General features: G+C 66.3%; 13 protein-coding genes. All 13 read left to right on the top strand.

The window, feature by feature from the left end; genetic code table 11:
• The first annotated feature begins 4 nt into the window (after positions 1-4).
• The 13 genes from C3V41_RS07000 (at position 5) to C3V41_RS14180 (ending at position 18764) form a co-directional block, all read left to right on the top strand.
• Positions 5-748, top strand: coding sequence for a vWA domain-containing protein (locus C3V41_RS07000; protein ID WP_106109670.1), 744 nt, complete (start codon positions 5-7; stop codon positions 746-748).
• 15 nt (positions 749-763) lie between these two features.
• Complete coding sequence (locus tag C3V41_RS06995; protein ID WP_129591508.1) at positions 764-2740, top strand: protein phosphatase 2C domain-containing protein; 1977 nt, start codon at positions 764-766, stop codon at positions 2738-2740.
• Positions 2712-4343: a hypothetical protein gene (locus C3V41_RS06990; protein ID WP_129591507.1), complete on the top strand. Its 1632-nt coding sequence runs from the start codon at positions 2712-2714 to the stop codon at positions 4341-4343. Before C3V41_RS06995 ends, C3V41_RS06990 begins: the two co-directional genes overlap by 29 nt.
• Before the next feature lie 398 nt (positions 4344-4741).
• Positions 4742-5236, top strand: coding sequence for a hypothetical protein (locus C3V41_RS06985; protein ID WP_129591506.1), 495 nt, complete (start codon positions 4742-4744; stop codon positions 5234-5236).
• A 3-nt stretch (positions 5237-5239) separates the two neighbouring features.
• Positions 5240-5974: a hypothetical protein gene (locus C3V41_RS12830; protein WP_129591505.1), complete on the top strand. Its 735-nt coding sequence runs from the start codon at positions 5240-5242 to the stop codon at positions 5972-5974.
• Between the two features lie 44 nt (positions 5975-6018).
• Positions 6019-6771 (top strand): vWA domain-containing protein, encoded by a 753-nt coding sequence (locus C3V41_RS06980; RefSeq protein ID WP_106109666.1) that lies wholly within the window; start codon positions 6019-6021, stop codon positions 6769-6771.
• On the top strand, positions 6755-7906 hold the full coding sequence (locus C3V41_RS14390) for a protein phosphatase 2C domain-containing protein (RefSeq protein ID WP_106109665.1): 1152 nt from the start codon (positions 6755-6757) through the stop codon (positions 7904-7906). The genes C3V41_RS06980 and C3V41_RS14390 overlap by 17 nt, the downstream gene beginning before the upstream one ends.
• A gap of 75 nt (positions 7907-7981) precedes the next feature.
• On the top strand, positions 7982-9055 hold the full coding sequence (locus C3V41_RS06970) for a protein kinase (protein ID WP_106109664.1): 1074 nt from the start codon (positions 7982-7984) through the stop codon (positions 9053-9055).
• Between the two features lie 570 nt (positions 9056-9625).
• A complete protein-coding gene (locus tag C3V41_RS06965) occupies positions 9626-10468 on the top strand; it encodes a variant leucine-rich repeat-containing protein (RefSeq protein ID WP_106109663.1) in 843 nt (280 codons plus the stop codon).
• 10 nt (positions 10469-10478) lie between these two features.
• Positions 10479-11450, top strand: a complete 972-nt coding sequence (locus C3V41_RS14185; RefSeq protein ID WP_106109662.1) for a hypothetical protein — start codon at positions 10479-10481, stop codon at positions 11448-11450.
• 56 nt (positions 11451-11506) lie between these two features.
• The gene (locus C3V41_RS06955; RefSeq protein ID WP_106109661.1) at positions 11507-11983 is read left to right on the top strand and encodes a hypothetical protein; all 477 of its coding nucleotides are present in this window, start codon (positions 11507-11509) and stop codon (positions 11981-11983) included.
• Between the two features lie 5 nt (positions 11984-11988).
• The gene (locus tag C3V41_RS06950) at positions 11989-15063 is read left to right on the top strand and encodes a vWA domain-containing protein (RefSeq protein WP_106109660.1); all 3075 of its coding nucleotides are present in this window, start codon (positions 11989-11991) and stop codon (positions 15061-15063) included.
• A gap of 149 nt (positions 15064-15212) precedes the next feature.
• Positions 15213-18764: a tubulin-like doman-containing protein gene (locus tag C3V41_RS14180; protein ID WP_302475968.1), complete on the top strand. Its 3552-nt coding sequence runs from the start codon at positions 15213-15215 to the stop codon at positions 18762-18764.
• The last annotated feature ends 1 nt before the right edge of the window (position 18765 follow it).

Genomic DNA, 18765 nt, shown 5'->3' with positions numbered 1-18765 from the left:
AATCATGACTGAAGTTTCCGAGGTCCCAGAGTCGTCGTTCAAGGAGCAACTGGTCATGCCCTTCTACATCATCTGCGACGCCTCCGCCTCCATGAGCGCCGACCTGCCGGATCTGCAGGCTAACCTGGAGGAGCTGGTGACGTCTATCAGCAGCGATCCGGTTGTTGAGGACACGACAATGATCAGCATTATCGCGTTCGGAACCGAGGCGAAGACGCTGGTCCCGCTCACCCCTGCGGGAGACATTGTTACGGTGCCGACTCTGAGCATTATGGGGGGCACCTCGTACTCCAGTGCGTTCAAGGAGTTTAGCAGGCGATTCCCTGAGGACTTCAAGCGCCTCAGGGCCGAAGGGTCAAAAGTGTATCGTCCGTGCGTGTTCTTCCTCACAGATGGAGAGCCGACCGACCCCGGGGAATGGGAGAGCACGTTCCAGGATCTGATCGCCTGGGACCCTAAGACCGGGACAGGTAACAAGCGTTACCCGTACATTGTGTCGTACGGGTTCAGGGACGCTACTGAGCAGATTATGAAGAAGATCGCGTACCCCAATTTCGGAAGAAAGCTGGGGGCGTGGTTCATGGCCCGGACAAACAATGTGCGCGCGCTGCTTGAGTCAATGATCGGTACGATCGGGAAGACGATTATCAGCTCAAGCTACTCGATCGGGCAGGGTGAGCCTGAGCTCATGATCCAGGCGCAGCCCAGCTCTGAGTTCCGGTCCGGAAACCCTGATATTCTTGAATGATAAAGGTGGGATAGTGTGATCGCTATCGGTCCGCCAGGGAGAGCGGCGAATGAGATCGGAGGCGGAGTCCCTCCTGCTGAGCCGTGGCCGCCTGACATTGCGGCCTCAGAGTATGAAGTCGGTCCTTTTACCGTGCGGGCCGGTTCTGTTCGCGGCATCCTGCACCGGCACCCGCGTAATAGTGAGCCCAGGCAGGACGCGTACGGGTTGATGTATGACCAGAGGACTAGGACCCTCATTGTAGTGGTCTGTGACGGGGTGGGTGAGTTCAAGTACTCCCACGAGGCCGCGGCGCACGTGTGCCGTGAGCTCCCCTGGTATTACCTGAAGTCCGGTAGCTGGAACAGTGCGTTCTTCGAGGCCAACAACTCCCTCATGCGTCTGGTAGAGTCGTGGCCAGGCTCAACTGGACGCGATAACGACCTCATGGCCACCACGGTCGTGGCTGCTGCCGTCAGCGCAGGTGATAGTGGGATCTCTGGTGAGATCGCCTGGGTGGGAGACTCCCAGGCCTGGGTGCTGGATGATGAATCGGTGTGGCATCTGGTCGCGCCGGTAAGGTCGGATCAGCCCGACACGGAGGTGGTAGCTGGGCGCACCAGGGCGCTACCGTCGGGCTGTTTGAGTGTGCATACCATATCCTGGCCACCAGGAGGTCGCCGAGTTTTCCTCATGTCTGACGGCGTGGGTACTCCCCTGGAGATGAGCGCGGAGGTACAGAAAACTCTTGCGGAGTGGTGGGGATCCCCGCCGGATCCGTACACGTTCGTTCAACAGGTAGGATTCGCCCGACAGTCTTTTATGGACGACAGAACCGCGGTCGGAATATGGATTGACCTACCCGACGCTCCAGAAGACGAGAACAGTGAAGGTAACGTAGCTGGCTACTCGGGTCTTGTGCTTCGCGACAGTAGTAGTGACCAGGAGGACGTCGCGGCATCGGTGGTGGTGTCGTATACAGATCTCGGGGTTGTCGGGTTTACCTCTGATGATGATCTCGGGGAGGTTTTCCGTACCGGGTTCAGGCTTCCTGGGTACCGTGGTCCTCTTGTCTATAAGGAGCTTAGGTCATCTCTGTCCCAGGAGGAGTACTCCCGAGCTATTGGCGGTATGCGTCAGGCGGTGCGGCTCCGTGACTTCATGTCGGATGAGGACCGTTCTTCTCTGGATGAGGTGACCGTGTGGCCCCTGGCCCTGGTAGAGAAAGACGGCGTAGTCAGCGGGTGCCTTATGCCGATGATCCGCCCTGAGCTCTCTATTGAACTGCACCCGCCCGCCACGGGCAGGACGGTCTCGAGGAATCGTGACCTGGCCTGGCTGTGTATGGGGGCGCGGACGGCCATACGTGCTGGGTTCTCGCAGGAGGAGATTGACGAGTTCAGTGGTCTCCTGGTCCGTATGAGGATCCTGGTCTGGCTGGTGCACTCCGTTGCCCTGCTGCACAGTCACGGGGCGGTCTACGGTGATATCAACCTGAGGAGTGCGGTGTTCTGCCTGGGTGAGCATCCTCGTTCTGTTCTCACTAGTTGTGACAGGGTCGCTAGGCTGGATGATATGTCGAGGCGTCAGGCGAACTCCCCGTTCTTCCTGGCTCCTGAGTGCGAGGAGCCGGGGCGTAGCCCGTTTTCCCGGGGGAGGGCGCACTTCCAGGACACCCGTACCGACGTCTACAAGCTCGGGCTGTGCGTGGTCCGGTGCCTCTCCCGGGGGCACGGTGCTACACAGCTTAAGTCAGCGGACCACCTGACCGGCCTGCTGAGCCCGGAGTGCCTCGATGCCATTAAGGCCTCGCTTAGCCAGGACCCGGACCAGCGCCCCACGGCCAAACATCTCTACCAGGCCCTGAACAATTTTGTTCAGTTTAGGACAGAGTATGACTCGGCGTGCACACGTTCGCCTAATTGTTCCAATGTGCGCAATGATCAGAGCCAGAAACCAAAGCTGGGTGAAGTAGGTAGCTGCGGTGGAGAGGATAATGGTCGCAAAAACTGATCTAGGATCTCTTGCGTCTATTGCCAGTGGTGGTTTCGGGGAGGTTTTCCGTACCGGGTTCAGGCTTCCCGGGTACCGTGGTGCTCTTGCCTACAAGGAGCTTAAGTCCTCCTTGTCTCAGGATAAGTACTCTCGGGCTGTGGAGGCTATGCGTCAGGCGGTGCAGCTGCGTGACTCCATGTCGGATGGGGACCGTTCTGACCTGGATGAGGTGACCGTGTGGCCCCTGGCCCTGGTGGAGGAGGGCGGCGTAGTCCGCGGGTGCCTTATGCCGCTGATCCGCCCTGAGTTCTTTGCCGAGCTGCACCCGCCAGCCACAGGCAAGAAGGACTCAAGGACTCGCGAGCTGGGCTGGTTACCTGCGAGACCAGCTGCACTTCAGGGGGCAGGCTTCTCGCAGGATCAGATTGACGAGTTCAGTGACCTCCTGGTCCGTATGAGAATCATGGTCTGGCTGGTGTACTCCGTCGCCCTGATGCACAAGTACGGGGTGGTCTACGGTGATATGAGCTTGAAGAACGCGGTGTTCTGTCTGGGTGAGTATCCTCGTTCTGTCCTCATGGACTGTGACGGAGTCGCTAGACTGGATGATGCATCGAGGCGCCAGGCGAACTCCCCGTCATTCCTGGCTCCTGAGTGCGAGGAGCCGGGGCGTAACCCGTTCGCCCGGGGGAGGGCGCACTTCCAGGACACCCGTACCGACGTCTACAAGCTCGGGCTGTGCGTGGTCCGGTGCCTTTCCCGAGGGCGGGGTGCTATGCAGCGTAAGTCAGCGGACCACCTAGCTGGCCAGCTGAGCCCGGAGTGCCTCGACGTCATTAAGGCCTCGCTCAGCCAGGACCCGGACCAGCGCCCCACAGCCAAACAGCTCTACCAGGCCCTGAATGATTTTATTGTTCCCGTTATTCATGAGTTCCGCGTTCTTGACTCGGTAGTGCCGCGGGACGGGGGCACCATGCTGGTCTGGAACGTGTCTAACGCTACCAAGGCCTTTATCCATGGCCCCAATGGGTCAGTCGTCCCGGTGGACCCGCTCCAGGGACAGCACCCTGTGCAGGTACACGACCCGACTGTGTTCACGCTGGAGATATGCAGAGGCAGTCAGACGGTCCAGCAGGACTCCGATCTCGTCCGAGTTTTCGACGTCCCTAAGTTCGACATTGAAAGCAGTAAGCACTACAGGTCGCTGAGCGCTTCACTTAATACTCCCCGTCTCCCGCCGGTAGATATCTCTCCGATCCTGGAGTCGTTTCCGAGGCGACCTGCCGTAGGAATAGGGGGAGACTCTGCGCCAGAAATCATGCTGCCGTCGATAGAGGACTTTGTCCGACGACTGGACAGGGCGAGCACGGGGTCGTACGAGGCGATAGTGAGTCAGGTCATGCGGTCGTGCCGCTTCCCTGACCTTGAGCGTCAGGCTGGATCTATTAGCCAGCTGATTGCTGACCTCCCTGCCGCGAGCGAGGAGGCCAGGCAGACGATTGAAGGTGCCCAGGAGGGCCTGCGCAGGTCTCTTGAGCAGGGTATCGCCGGTAGCCTCGACCAGGCTGTCGACGATATCTCCAGGCACGTGACGGCCAAGTACAGTGCGGCTAAGCCATGAGATCATTACGTGCCAGATTGCGGACAGTGCCTCGAGTGAGGACGCTGGTCGTAGATCCCTGGAATAAGCTCCTCGTGTGGACGAGGACAGGTCTTGGCGGGGTCGTAGGCAGGTTCCTGGCGCTGTCGTCCGCGGCCCGTCGCGCGGCACCCGCACGAATGGGGACACACGTAGGCGTCGTCATGCGCAAGATACGCACTTGCGCAGAGTCCCAAGCCAGGACCGTGAGGCGTCTCCACCTGAAAGGCGTCACCGGTACCACGAGCTCGTTCCTCGCACATGCATTCACTAGGCTCGTGTCAGTGAGGACGCGACTGCTCTTGCGGCTCAGAGCAGCGGCCTCAGGCGCAGCCGAACTCGCTCGCTCTGCACCTAATACTATGCTGTGTGCGTCCTCGGTGTCCGCACTGATGGTCTTCTGGGCGGCATCACGTTTTTACGGCCACGCGGTCTTCGGAATCCTCTCCGCCATGACCGAGGCCAGCATCCTGCTGGCTCTAGGAAATCTCTCAACCACGACGATGACGGTCCCCGGAAAGGCGGGTCGACGTGCTGACACCTCACTGCTCTCACGATTTTGCGCGGTGTTCCTCCTGGCCGCGACGATCTCCGGCCCGGTGGTCCTGATGTTCCTGCATGCGAGTTTCTCAGGACTTCCGGCTGGTATGATGTACTCGTCTCACGTCTGGATCGCCGTCCCGGTCGTAGGAGGCGTGAGCCTGTTTCTGACGTTGTGCATGTCATCCCCGTTCCTGGTTGCCGCAATGGTCTTCCTGAGAGGGGACGATGCCAGGGGGAGGAAGATGGTCTCGGACAGGGAGCTGCACCTACTCGCGGCCTTGTCCTGGGTGTTCTACGGGGGGATTGCGTTGATAGTTTCAGGAACAGTGTAGGTGATGAGGTTGGTCGGCGAGCCGGTGTCGTATACTGGTGCAATTGCGTTTCCGTTCTACGTCGTTATCCTGGCCAGGACGTTGTCTCACACCTCCTTGGCACGGAAGCTGAAGGACTTCATCAACAGGATTGCCTGTGATCCTCTGGCGGACGATTGTGTCATGTTAGGCGTCATCGTAGCGAGTGATCAGGCTCAGGTCATGGTGCCGCTAAGCTATGCAGATGATATTGTTCTGCCGAGTTCCCTGCCCTCAGGCGGCGACGTCTTGGCGCCGGCCCTCGAAGAGTTTGTGACGCAGTTCACAAAAGATTTTGCGAACCTGAGGCGGCATGGATGTAGGGTGTGGCGTCCGTGTATGCTGCTCGTTCTAGCCGACCGACCGCTAGACTGCAGGGAGTGGAAATCGACGCTCGAGCGTCTCGTGCGATACGATCCAAAGAGAAAGGTAGGTAATAAGTATTATCCTCACATTAGCGTTTTTGGGTCATCGAGTGTAGGTGTAGACGTCCTGAGAAGTATAGCCTATCCAGATTTCGGCTCAATACCAGGAAGGTGGTTTATGATTGAGGAAGGAGGATTTGACGACATTTTGGATGTCGCGCTCAAGGTCGCGGAGAAGGCAGTATTCTCCCTATTTGAAGCTCGGGTCGAAGTCCGGTCGTCGCCCTCTTATTTTTGTGACCTTGACGACGTGCCGGGCATTGTCTCGGGCGTGCCGGAAAGGTTGTCGGACTAGAGTTCGTGCAGGAATCCTAAAGTTTTGCTGACAGAAGGAGTGACATGCCCTCAACAATAACGCTTCGTGATGCCGACCGCATCCTGCCCCTGTATCTGATCTGTGACACCTCGCTGACGATGAGCGTCTCTAGAAACGGAGGGAGGCGGCCTATCGACGTGCTCAACGAGTCGATTGACAACATCTTTCAGGTGATCGATGAGCGCCCACTCACGACCGTCGACATCCATGTGAGTGTCATCTCCTTCAACACGAGGGCGTCGCTCAGCCGTGAAATGGCTGCCATCGACTCGGGGGCGACCATGCTCCCGCTGACATCGTCGGGGGTTACCAATCTTGCTCCCGCACTGGAGCTCTTCAAGTCACGCCTCGTTATCGACAAGAAGAACAGGGGACCTCGCGGCGCGTACAGGCCCGTGGCGTTCATTATGACTGACGGGGTTCCTACGGACTACCCGGAGCAGTGGGTCCCTATTGTCAAGGCGCTGGGGGAGATGCCCTTTCCTCCGCGCCTCATCCCCTGCGCGCTGGGTAAGTCGGTGCCAGATGTGTTCGCGCAGCTGACCGCCGCGTACGGAACTAATGTAGGCGCCCTTACCAACGAGATCCTCAGTGACGGGAAGGACGTGGCCGAGCGAATCGCCTCGTTGTTTGAGAAGATCTCCAGGACCCTTGACGCGGCTCAGGCTCCGACCACGCAGGAGGAGATGGACGCCACCGTCGTCGCGGCACTGACTGAAGACCGCAACAAGGCAGAGTTCTCGTTCTTTAGGAGTCTCTATGGTAACTATTCCTAGCTTCTGGCGGTGGCTGCGGAACCCTGATGCTGACACCCCGAGCGCCACCAGCTCACAGAACGGCCTGGACCCGGTAGCAGGCCATGATGCTCCGGCCTCCGGAGCGTCCCAGAACGACTGGCCGTCTACGGGCGCCTACTCCGGTGCGCCTGCGACTCCGGTAGCCACGCAGCAACCCGCTCTTCCGCTCCACCGCCCCACGGCTCCTGCGTCTACGGCCGCAGGTGACCCTCTTGTTCCGGCTACCACATCATGCAACCCAGTGGTTCCCGCGCCTGTGGCGCCTGTGGACGTGGGAGGCCGCTTCTCCACGCTCCCGGGAAGCATGACCTCCACCCTCATGGACGGACCAGGGGTTGCCCTTGACGCCGGGTCAACCATGGGGGGTCTGATTGAGGTGCGCGCGGCCTCCCTGGTAGGCGACAGCCACGTCAACACAGGCTCTCGTCGGCAGGACGCCTACGCCCTTCGTATTAGCAGGGAGCGGCGTGTAGTGAACGCGGTCGTCTGTGACGGCGTCGGCTCGCGCTCCCGTAGCAACGAGGGTGCTGCAGTACTGGCGACCACGGTCGCACGGTGCGCGGCTCAAGGTGATCCTGATCCCGTGCAGCAGGGTACCGCCCAGTTGCTAGCCATGGCTCAGGCAGCGGGCGTGGCACCTGCGGAGTACTCCACTACAATGATCTGGGTACAGGTGGAGGTCGGGGAACCAGGGGAGCCGTGGGGAGCCAGTCTCGTACACTACGGTGACGGCGACGTCCGATTCCTTGGACGCGATGGACTGTGGAGGCCCGTAGATACCCGTCCCGCCGCCTCAGAGACAAGTGCAACATCCTTCGCGTTGCCGCTGGCAAGATATCCCGCCCGTACGACTCGTTTCGCATGGGAACCCGACCAGCTCCTTGTCCTGGCAACAGACGGCCTGTCTGTCCACCTGGACTCCCAGACCAAGGTCGGGTACTTCCTGGCTGATGCGTGGCAGACCCCACCAGACCGTTGGACCTTCCTCAGCCAGATCGCTTTCCGTACCGTTGGTGCCGGCGACGACCGGACTGCCGTCGCCCTGTGGCGTACCGACTTGGACTCCTTACCACCTGGCGGGAGCCGCCCACTGCGGCAGCCAGAGATGGCATAACGGCCCCGACACTTCAATAGGTACTCGACCCCGTGCTCGCGCACAGTACTTGGACGCCCTGGAGGTTCTTGCTACATGGTGGACTACTATCTCGGTGACTATGACCGCATTAACGAGATGGCGCGGACGATCCGGCTGTACAATGATAGCTCTCCCCTTGTCGCCGCCGACCCGGTCGAGCGCAGCGAGATCATAGCCGGGGTGGACATGTCTGACAGGAGGGAGGGTGGTCAGGCCTACTTCCTGTACCTGAAGCACCACAATCGGACGTTTGGTGTCAAGATGTTTAAGAACGACACCGCCAGTCCTGCGGATCGCGTCAGGAGGGCTAAGCGCATAAGATCGGCCCTGGAGGTGCTGAGCCGAATAGAGTACAGGAGCACGCGGACCCTCCTGCTGTTCAACCTGCTCAACGTCCCGATGCAGTACGTCAACGACCCTGACGGGGGCCTGGCCGGGCTGATCGTCCCCATTCTGCCCGACTCCTGCCACATCGAGGTCGAGCGCATGGGCAGGCGCAGCTCCCGGGACGTGCTGATCGGCAACATTGTCTCCGACAGGCACCTTATCCCCTCTCGCACAGGCAGTGCCAACGACCCCCTGCCACCGAACGCGAAGTGGTCGTTCCTCTCCTCGCTCTGCGAGGCCATCTCGTTCCTGCACGAGCTCGGGCTCATCCACGCGGACATCTCGTCAAACAATGTCTTCGTGCGGTGGGCCGAGTCTGACGACCCTAAGGCGTACGTCATTGACGCTTTTAACGGATTCAGTACCACAGGAGGTAACAGGGAGCTCAAGGGCATGAGGTCGGACGTGTTCTGCCCGCAGTCCTTCCGCCTGGGCGAGTACACGCCCGCGACAGACGTCTACTGCCTGGCCTGGTGGATCGTCCATATTGCGGTCACGGCTGACCCGATCGGCGCGAAGCTGCCGCGGCCGAGTATGCGTGACGCCGCCGAGGGCGCCGACGTGCTCTATCTACGGCACAGGTACGTGGTCGAGGGTCTTGACCTCGGGCGCAAGAACCTCTCCAAGGATCTCCTGTCGATCCTCAAGGAGGCGCTCCAGGAGCCGCCCGCGAGCCGTCCCTCCTCCCGCGAGCTCGCTAATGTTGTTACCGAGCGCTGGTTGACCTGCAGGGGGGCGTAATACCTGGAGGCCTGCCCGGATTCGGAACGTCAGCATGAAGGTACGTGCTCCCAGGCCTGGCGCCTTGCGCCTCCGGCATTCTCCTGGTCCGGGCCACCACCGTGCTTGCGGCCGGGCGCCAGGGGGCCTCCTGGGGCGGCCTGCCCCTGTTGTGCGGGCATCGGAGTCTTGCGCTCGGGCGCCCCGGGGCCTCCGCGGCGTCTGGCGGTCCCAGCGCCTCCTGTCAACCCCGGTACAGGAACTGACCCCCGCGGACGCGGGATGTGGCGTGGACCGGGCGCCGCAGGGCGGGCGGCAGGACACGAGGGCCGGACCGGACGACGTAGGCCCATCATGTGATACGCACTTAAAAAGTGCCAAGCGCAACCAAAGGGATCGCTAGGCGTCGTTTATAAAATCGTCATCTGAGTTCGTCCGAGATAGTCGGAAGGCAGGTTTTGGGCGTGTTGCTGGGTTGACATGACCGGGATCCTAGGCCTAACCTAATCCCCGCTGCTTTGACCCGCTTGAGCATCTTGCCTGGTTACGCAGTTTCCCACCCACTCCCTGAAACCACTGTGGAGACGCACTATGAGTGTCGATCGTGACCTGTCCCTGGAGGCGCGCGACCCTCGGACGAGCGCGGACCGCCTCGGGGAGCTGGTCGACCAGGAGCCCGCCCTGTGGAAGGACATCTTCCTCAACCCCTCCTGCCCCGAGGACCTGCGCTCCTACGTCCTGAGCCGGCTGGGGGAGGCGGACCAGAGGAGGTGGAAGGCGGAGCTGGCCGAGCGGACCCGCCCGCGCAACCCACCTCGACCTGCCGCACCGGACCCCGCACCGACTATGACCGCACCGACTGTGGCCGTGCCGCGGGGCTCCGTGCTGAGGGAGCCCCCGCGTCGGCCGGCCGCGGGCGCGCAGAGGAGGCCCTCGCGCACCGGCCCCACCGTGTTCAAGGCGGTTGCGATCGTGTTCGCGGTCCTCCTGCTGTGGCGTTGCGCGGCCGCTGTCATGAAGGACGACACCGGCCACCGGTCCCGGTCGGTCAGCAGCGTCTCGGCCAGCCCGACACCCGTCAAGGTCAGCCCGGCGCCAGCGGGCGCGGGCAGCGCCACGCTCATTGAGGCGCCCTCACACAATATATCGTGCAGGCTCAGCGGCTCCGACGTCACCTGCTCCATCCACGAGAGGTACTACGCCGAGTCCGGCCAGCAGGACTGCTCCGATGAGTACTTCTCCATCAGCGTCTACAAGAGCACGGAGCTCGCCTGCGGGCAGCCGATCTCGAGCAGCGGCACCGTCCTGGAGTACGGGGAGTCGACGGCCAACGACGACTTCGCCTGCACCTCCGCCACCGACGGAATGACCTGCTGGAACCAGTACACGGGGTCAGGGTTCAAGATCGCCCGGGCCGGGTACTCGACATGGTAGGAGGCACACAGTGAACGACTTTCACTTCAGCGGGGTCCCCAACGCCTTCGGCTCCGGCCGCGACCCTCAGGAGCAGGAGCCCACTAGGAGCAGGAGAAGACGGAGCCGGAAGGCCTCCGCCGCACCCGGGTTCGGCTCGGGCAGCTCAGGGTCCTCGGGCGCCCCGCAGGCGCCGGGCGGCTCGGGGTTCGGCTCGGGTGCCCAGGGCTCCGGGCCCTCTGGCGCCCGGGGCTCCGCGGGCTTTGGCTCAGGGTCCTCGGGCAGCCCAGGCACCTGGGGCTCCGCGGGCTTTGGCTCGGGTGCTCCTGGCTCAGGCGCCCCGCAGGCGTCAGGCGCCCCTGGCCCCTCGGGGTTCTCAGGGTCCTCGGGCGCCCCGGGCGCGGGTGCCCCGGGCTTTGGGGCCGCCTCCCCCGGCACCCCGGCTCCCGTCTCCCCCGGCGGCCTCACTGCCTTCTTCCGCTCCTTCCGCGCCTCCCGTACCAGCGGCCAGGCGGCTGACGACGCCGGCTCACCGGTGCGCTCCTCGCGCACCACACGCCCCGCCGTCGTCCTGTGCGTCCTGGGACTGGCGGGAATCGCCTGGGGCTCCTACCACTTCCTGGCCTCGATCGACGTCTTCGGGGTGGTGTTCTCCGGGGCCTCCCTTATCCACCTCACCGACGTCCTCCTCGCCACCCTGTCCGCGTTGCTCGTTTTCCTCGCCCTCCTGCTGAGCGTCCGGGGGATGGTCGTCAGCCGTCCCAGGCGGGTGCCTGCCGTCGTCTTCGCCGCCGCGCTGCTGCTGCCCCTGCCCGTGGCGGTGGGCTCGCTGCTCCTGGGGGCCGAGGCCCTCAAGGACAACGTCGTGGACGACGCCTGGGACTACGTGGGCCAGGTCTCCCCACAGGACGTCGATACCGTCTACGATCAGCTCGAGGGCTACGGCATCAGGATCCCGGGCCGTGAGGAGGTCCACAGGATCCTCACCGCGACGGCCCCCTGACACCCCTCCCAGGAACTAGCCCGTCCCCGGTTCTCCTAGATGTGAAGGTCTGACGCATGAGCAACCCGTCCCAGCAGCCCGCGGCCGGTGCGTGGCAGAGTCTCCCCGGTACCCGGGCACCCGCACCCGGCGACCTCCCGGAGGAGAGCACCAGGGAGGTCCCCGTGGTCCCGGCCCCGGGCTTCACCCGGCCGTCCTCCCCCCTGGGCGGGACGACGGCGTCGGACGCGATCACCGTGGTCTCCCCGCCGGTCGTCATCCTCTACGGCTCCCTGGCCGCGAGCCTGGCCGGCATCGCCCTGGCGGCGCTGGGCGCGAGCCTGGTCCTGGGCGTGCTCAGCTGGTCGCTGTCCGCCCTGGTGGGGCTGGGGCTGGCCGTCCTCTTCCTGCTCAGGGACTCGGCCCGCCAGACCCTCCCCTTCTACGCGCGCACCCCGGCCACCGCGCACCTGTACCGCGCCAGCGTCGCCGTGGCGCTCCTGGGCATCACGGCCGCCGCCGTCCGTATCGCCTTTATCGCCGGAAGGATGTGACAGACGTGAGCCTCCTACGCCCCCGGTTCCGGCGTACCGCCGCGGCCGTCGGCCTGGCCGCCAGCCTCCTGGGCGCCGCCCTGGCGGGGACCTCCGTGGCAGCCCCCGCGGCCCCCGCGGCCCCGCCCGCCCCCGCGTCCACCCCCGGGCTCAGCGAGTTCGGGGCCTGCCTGTCCGGACACGGCCAGGGCTCGGTGGTGCTCCTGGTGGACCAGTCCGGCTCCATGCGCCAGACCGACCCCGACCAGGGCCGAGTCAAGGCCGCCACCTACCTCGTGGACCGCCTGAGCAGCTTCGCCGGGCGCAGCGGCGTCACCCTTGACGTACGGGTGGCGGGATTCGCCGACGACTACCACCCGGTGGGGGACTGGACCGCCCTGACGGCCTCCACCAAGGACGCCGTGTCCGCCTCGGTGCGTACCGTGGGCGCCGACCTCAAGGACTACGACACCGACTACTGGAACGCCCTCAACGGGGCGCGCCAGGACCTGGTGGACCACGACTCCTCCGGGTGCCGCGCCGTCGCCTGGCTCTCGGACGGGGAGTTCGACCTGGACGTGCGCGACTCCGACACCGCCAAGCACGACTACGGGGAGACCAAGGGCTACGCCACCGGCGCCGACCTGTCCAGCGAGTCCGGCGTCCAGCAGGCCGAGCAGGCGGGCCGGGGCGACCTGTGCCGCCCCACCGGCCTGGCCGACCAGGTCCGCTCCAGCGGGGTGACCCTCATCGGCATCGGCCTGAGCGGCCCCGGCCCCCAGCCGGACTTCACCCTCATGCGCCGCGTCAGCCAGGGCGGGGGCTCCAACGCCGCCGCGGCCGGCCTGGAGCAGTGCGGCAACGTCTCCAGCCCCTCAGGAGTCTTCTACCCGGTCTCCAGCCTGGACACCCTGCTCATGGCCTTCGACTCCGTCTCCACCCCGGGGGACACCGTGCAGAGCCAGTCCGTGAGCATCTGCCAGGGCAGCGCGTGCAGCGCAGGGGAGTTCAGCTTCGTCCTGGACGGCACGCTGGACGCCGTCCACGTCATGGCCTCCTCCGACGCCCCCGGGCTGGACGCCTACCTCTACGCCCCCGGGGCCACCCAGCCCCTGGTGGTCAAGGCAGGCCAGAGCAGCCCGGCCGGCACGGGCGTGGACGCCACGTGGCTGACCCCGGGCACCTTCCAGGCCGACCTGGACTCCACCAAGGTGCCCACCTGGGACGGCCAGTGGCGCCTGGCCTTCGTGGACCCCTCCTCGGCCTCCCAGAACCAGCAGATCCACGTCAACGTCCACCTGTCCTCACCCCTGACCCTGAGCTGGACGGACCTGGACAAGGCGGAGCTGCGCCAGGGCGAGAGCGTGGGGGACGTCAACCTGGCCCTCCTGGACCACGTGGGCGGCCAGGCCGTCCCGGCCTCCCGCGTCAAGGGCTCGGTCACCATGTCGGTGTCCCTCAAGGACTCCGCCGGCAACGAGCACGAGCTGTGGAGCGGCACCGACGTCACCGCCCTGGGGGCCCCGGTCACCGTCGCACTCCCCCCGGACACCGCCATCGGCAGCGCCACCCTGACCACCTCGGTGACGGTCACCACCGCCTCCACCACCCTGCCGGACGGCAGCACCGTCCCGGGCACCGTCCTGACCCCCACCGAGGCCGCCCAGGACGTTACCGTCCTGGCCCCCGTCAACTTCCCCGCCGTCACCGGGCAGGCGGCCTTCCCCACCCTGGAGGACGAGCTAAGCGGCGCCACCGAGCTCACGGTCAGCGGCCCCGGCTGCGTGTGGCTGAGCTCGGGCGAGCCGACCCTGACCGGCGCCCCGGCCGACGCCGGGAGCGTGAGCGTGTCCTCCCCGGCGTCCTCCCCGGACACCTGCGTCAAGGTGGCCGACGGCGCCACCGCGACCCTCCCGGTGACCCTGGCCGTACAGGGCCACGCCAACGGGGCGCTCTCGGGCACCCTGGCGGTGACCCTCGCCCCGGACGACGCCCCCGACCGGGCCCAGACGGTCCAGGTCCCCTTCAGTGCCGAGATGCGCCGCCCGCTCAACGTGGCCACCACCTGGACCACCTTCGTCCTGGTGCTGCTGGCCGGCGTCCTCATCCCGCTGGCCCTGCTCTACGTCCTCAAGTTCCTCACCGGGCGGATCCCGCGGGGCCCGCTGGACACCGCGACCCGGGTCGTGGAGGTGCCCGCGCAGGGCGGTGCGGTCACCATCCGGGTACCGAGCAATGAGGTCACCATGCTCTCCCTACGCGGACGCTCACGTCAGCTCACCGTGGGGCCCTACGAGTTCAGGGTCCGCACGGGCCTGCTGCCGACCTCCGCGCCGACCGTGGAGCTGGTCTCCCCCGACGTCCCCTCGGTCTGCGGCGCCGACCCCGGGGCACGCAGGGGCCACGCGGTCCTGCCGCTGGGCGTGCGCGGCAACTGGGTGGCCGTCCTGGACCAGCCCGACTCGCCCCGGCACGTGACCGTGGTGGCGCTCGCGGCCACCAGCAAGGGCAACCAGGCGCTCCAGCAGGTCCTGGACGACGCCGGACGCCACCTGGCGGACCGGGTCGCCAGCATCGCCCCCCAGGACGCCGGGCAGGGCGACGACGCCCGATCCCAGGACCCGGGCTTTGGCAGCGGCTCGACCGGGCCGTCCACCTCCTCCGCCTCCTTTGGGACGGGCTCATCAGGGTCGGGCTTTGGCAGCGGCTCGACGGGCTGGGGCTCCGGCGGGTCCTCGGGCTCCTCCTCCTCAGGCTCCGGTTGGGGTAGTGGCGGCTCATCAGGATCGGGCTTTGGCAGCGGCAGCGGGTCCTCGGGCTCGGGCTCCGGCGGGTCCTCGGGCTCCTCCTCGGGCTGGGGCTCAGGCGCGGGCTCCGCCTCCTCCGGCTCGGGCTGGGGCAGTGGCGGCTCGACGGGCTCGTCCACCTCCTCCGGATTCGGCTCGGGCGCCTCTGGCTCCGGGTGGGGCTCCAGCGGGTCCTCGGGCTCCGCCTCCTCGGGCTCCGGGTGGGGCTCGGGCTCCTCGGGACCGGATCCCTCGTCTGGCTCGGGCTGGGGCAGCGGCTCATCGGGTACGACCCCTCCGCCCGCCACCTTCTAGCCCCTGCCGCGGGGACAACCCTCTACCACTCACCGCCACCCTGGGTTCCAGGGCCGGGCGCCGGTCACCCGGCGGAAAGGACGAACAGCACGATGTACCGCGTACTCGTTATTGGGTGCGGAGGCTCAGGGGCCAAGACCCTCGCCTACATGATGGACCAGCTACGGGCCGACCTCAAGGTCTACGGGATCAAGGAGATTCCGGGCTGCTGGCAGTTCCTCAACGTGGACACACCCCTTCAGGAGGAACCCCCCGCGTCGGTCGCCCCGGTGTCCAGGCAGGGCGGACACTACGTGTCCTGCGGCGTCTCCAGCGGCGCCTACCGGATCGTGGACGAGGCCCTGATGGAGGACGTCCAGGCGCAGACCTCCACCGGGCTGCGGGACCTGGCCACCTGGCTGCCCCGCAGGCCGCAGGACGTCACGGTGCCGCTGAACATCGGGGCCGGCCAGTACCGGGGGATCGGCCGGCTGGTCATCCTCACCAGGCTGGCGGAGATCCAGGACGCGGTGCGCCAGGCGGTCGAGGCCATGGGCCACCCCGACTCCCTGCGGGCGGCCGAGGAGGTGGCCCGGCGGGTGCCCGGCGTCGGCACGGCCCCGGCCATTGACCTGGCGTCCATGGTGCTGGTGGTCTCCTCCATGGCGGGGGGCTCGGGGGCCTCCATGACCCTGGACGTGTGCCGCCTGGTGGCAGGGACGAGCCTGGAACTGGGGATCAACCCGGACAGTATCAGCGTCTTCCTGTACACGGCCGAGGTCTTCCAGAAGTCGGTGCCGGCCAATGCGCGGCAGGGGATGCCGGGCAACACCCTGGCCATGCTCGGTGAGATCGTGGCCACCCAGTCGGGTGCTGACGGAGAGGCCGCGAGAGTGGACCGGGACCTGTACGCCAAGCTAGGGGTCTCTGTGACGGCAGGCAAGGCCTTTAAGCGGGTGACCCCTATTGGGCTCAAGGCCGGGGGCTCCGGCGCGGTGTTCGGCGACGGCAGCTCCGAGGGGGTCTTCCGCGGTATGGGGCGCGGGCTCGCCCGCTATATCGCCGGCGACGCCTTCCAGGACTATGTGAGCTATGACGTCGCGAATCATATTGACGTGCCTAACCGTGACCTGGTGAGCTGGGGCGTAGACCCGGACAACACGGCGTGGAGCTCCTTTGGCTACGCCTCGCTGAGCACGGGGCGGGACCGCTACGCGGAGTACGCCTCCCAGCGCCTGGCCCGCAGGGCCGTGGACCACGTCATGGACGGGTTCCGCATCCCGGGAGACACCACCAGCGACACCCAGCGCCTGGCCAACCTCTGGCAGCACTACCAGGGCCAGGAGCTGCGCGACCTGGGACTGCCCGACGGCGTGGGGGTCAATGTGCTCAGCACCGCCGGTACCGCCACGGACCAGGGCGTCATTAACTGGCTGCTCTCCGAGGAGGTCAGCCAGGGCGTCAACCGCGCCGTCCTCAACCAGCGGGCCGGGGAGGCCGTGGCCACCGTCATGGGGCAGCGTCCCCAGGCTGACGGCATGCCCGTCCCCGAGTGGGGGACGAGCATGGCCCAGTTCCTGGACTACCACCGGCCCCGCGTCCTGGAGGAGCTGGAGAAGGTGGCGGCGGCCCTGGCCCTGCAGCGCTCCCAGGAGATCGCCCAGAGGGTGGTCGTCACCACCCGCTCCGCCATCGCCCGGCTGGGCCTGCCCTACGCCTCCACGGTCCTGGCCCGGGTACGCGAGCCCGGGGGCGTCATTGACTCCCTGGTACCGCGCCTGGCGGCCCTGGAGGGGCTCAAGCCCGCCAACACCCTGGAGATCCCCAACGACCTCGTCACCAAGATGCGCGCCATGGCCAAGGCGGTCCTGGGTGGCGTCGGGGCCGAGAGGCTGGCGGAGACGGTCCAGGTCGCCCTCCAGGAGCAGCTCTACCAGTGGCTGGCCGCCCGGACCTCCGTCCACCTGGCCACCGCCCTGAAGGACCTGTCCCGCTCGGCGATCAAGCCTCTCCAGGACGCCCTGGAGGACGCCAGCAAGGTCCTCCGGGGGGCGCGCCACACCGAGACCACCGAACGGGGCGTGGCCAACGTCGCGACCTCGTTCTACACCGCCTGGCCCGCCGAGCCCGAGGCGGGGCAGGCGGAGGCCGCGGCGGTGCCGGTGCGCTTCGCCACCGCCCACAACGAGGTGGTCCTCATGCCGGTCTCGGAGTACCCCGGATGCTTTAACGAGCACGTGCGCGACTCCGTCCAGCCCCCCTTTAACGCGGACCTGCACCAGGCCTACGCCGAGGCGGTCCGTGAGGTCGTCACCGGGGTGTGGGAGCAGGGGGCCGACGTCAGGCCCCCGGCCGACCTGCTGACGGTGGCCACCGCCTGGGTGCCCAGCGGCCTGCAGGGGGCCACCGGCGGGGTGCTGCCCACCCCGGCCCGCTACGAGCTGCGCCTGAGGCCGGTGGACCTGCTGGAGCGCTCGCGCGCCTTCGTGGCCCGGCGCGGGGAGTCCTTTGAGCAGTTCTGCTCCCAGTCCATCCGCGACTACCTCGGCGACGAGGGCGTGGGCGACTACGAGCGGGACCAGCGCTCCCGGGCCGTGCTCGAGGGCCTGAAGAGGACCATGGAGATGGCCCGCCCCCTGACGGAGGTCAACAAGGGCCTCTACGAGCGGCTCCACCAGGGGACCGCTGCGGCTAAGTTCCAGCGCGAGTACAGCTTCACCCCCATCCCCGTGGGGGAGGCGGTGACCGAGCAGCTGTGCGACTACGTCACCACCCTGCCGGACGTGGACAAGGCCGAGCTGCCCCGCCGGATCCAACGTGCCGCCCAGACCGACGCGGCCGTCTCACGCATTGACGTCTTCGGCTCCTTCTCCCGGACCCTGCCGGCCGCCTACTCCGGGATCCTGGACTCCGTCAAGACGGTCTGGGAGCAGGCCAAGGGGTCCCCCGGTGCCAGGAAGCAGATGTGGACCTTCCGGCGCGCCCGCCCCCTGGCGGGGGGCGTGCCGGTGGGGGACGCGGACCGGCGGATGCAGATCCGTGGCTGGTGGGTGGCCTCGCTGTGCGGCGGCCTGGAGCGCCCCGCCTGGGGTGACAAGCAGGCCGACTACACCCCGGTACGCATCTGGGACAGGGAGGACCGGCGCTGGCTGGACTTCCCCACCCCGCTGCTCACGCCCCCCTCCGAGATGATCGTGGCCAACGCCCTGCTGCCCGCGGTGCTGGAGTCCACGCTGCTGGCCTACCTGGAGGTCTCCCAGAAGGGGCTGGAGGCCTTCCGGCCCTGGACGGTCATGCGCCGGTGGGCCGAGGCGGGGAAGAACGACCCCGAGAGGACCTTCGGCATCCCGACCCCGGTGGAGGACAACCTGGCTGACCTGCTGGCCACGGGCACGGTCGACGACCTGGCCCCGGCGGTGCAGGGCCTGGAGAAGGCCACCACGCCCGAGGAGCGCCGTGAGGTGCTGCTCGCCTACTGCGACTCGGTCCTGGCCTACCTGGACCAGCACTACCTGCCCGGCCGGGGCAAGAAGGACGAGCCCGGCTGGTTCACCAACTACCGGCGGCGCAACCTCGTGGAGTGGACGCCGCTGACCGTCGACCTGGCCCAGGAGATGAGTGAGGAGCTCATGCACGTTCGTAACGTCCTCAAGACCCTCAAGCCCGCAGGCACCGAGGGCCCCGGCAGCCTTCCCTTCTCCGACGGCGGGATGGTGTTCTGAG

It is taken from the genome of Actinomyces sp. oral taxon 897 (assembly GCF_002999235.1).
Taxonomy (GTDB): Bacteria; Actinomycetota; Actinomycetes; order Actinomycetales; family Actinomycetaceae; genus Actinomyces.
The sequence above is the reverse complement of the archived record's forward strand: the minus strand, read 5'-3'. Positions and strand labels throughout refer to the sequence as shown.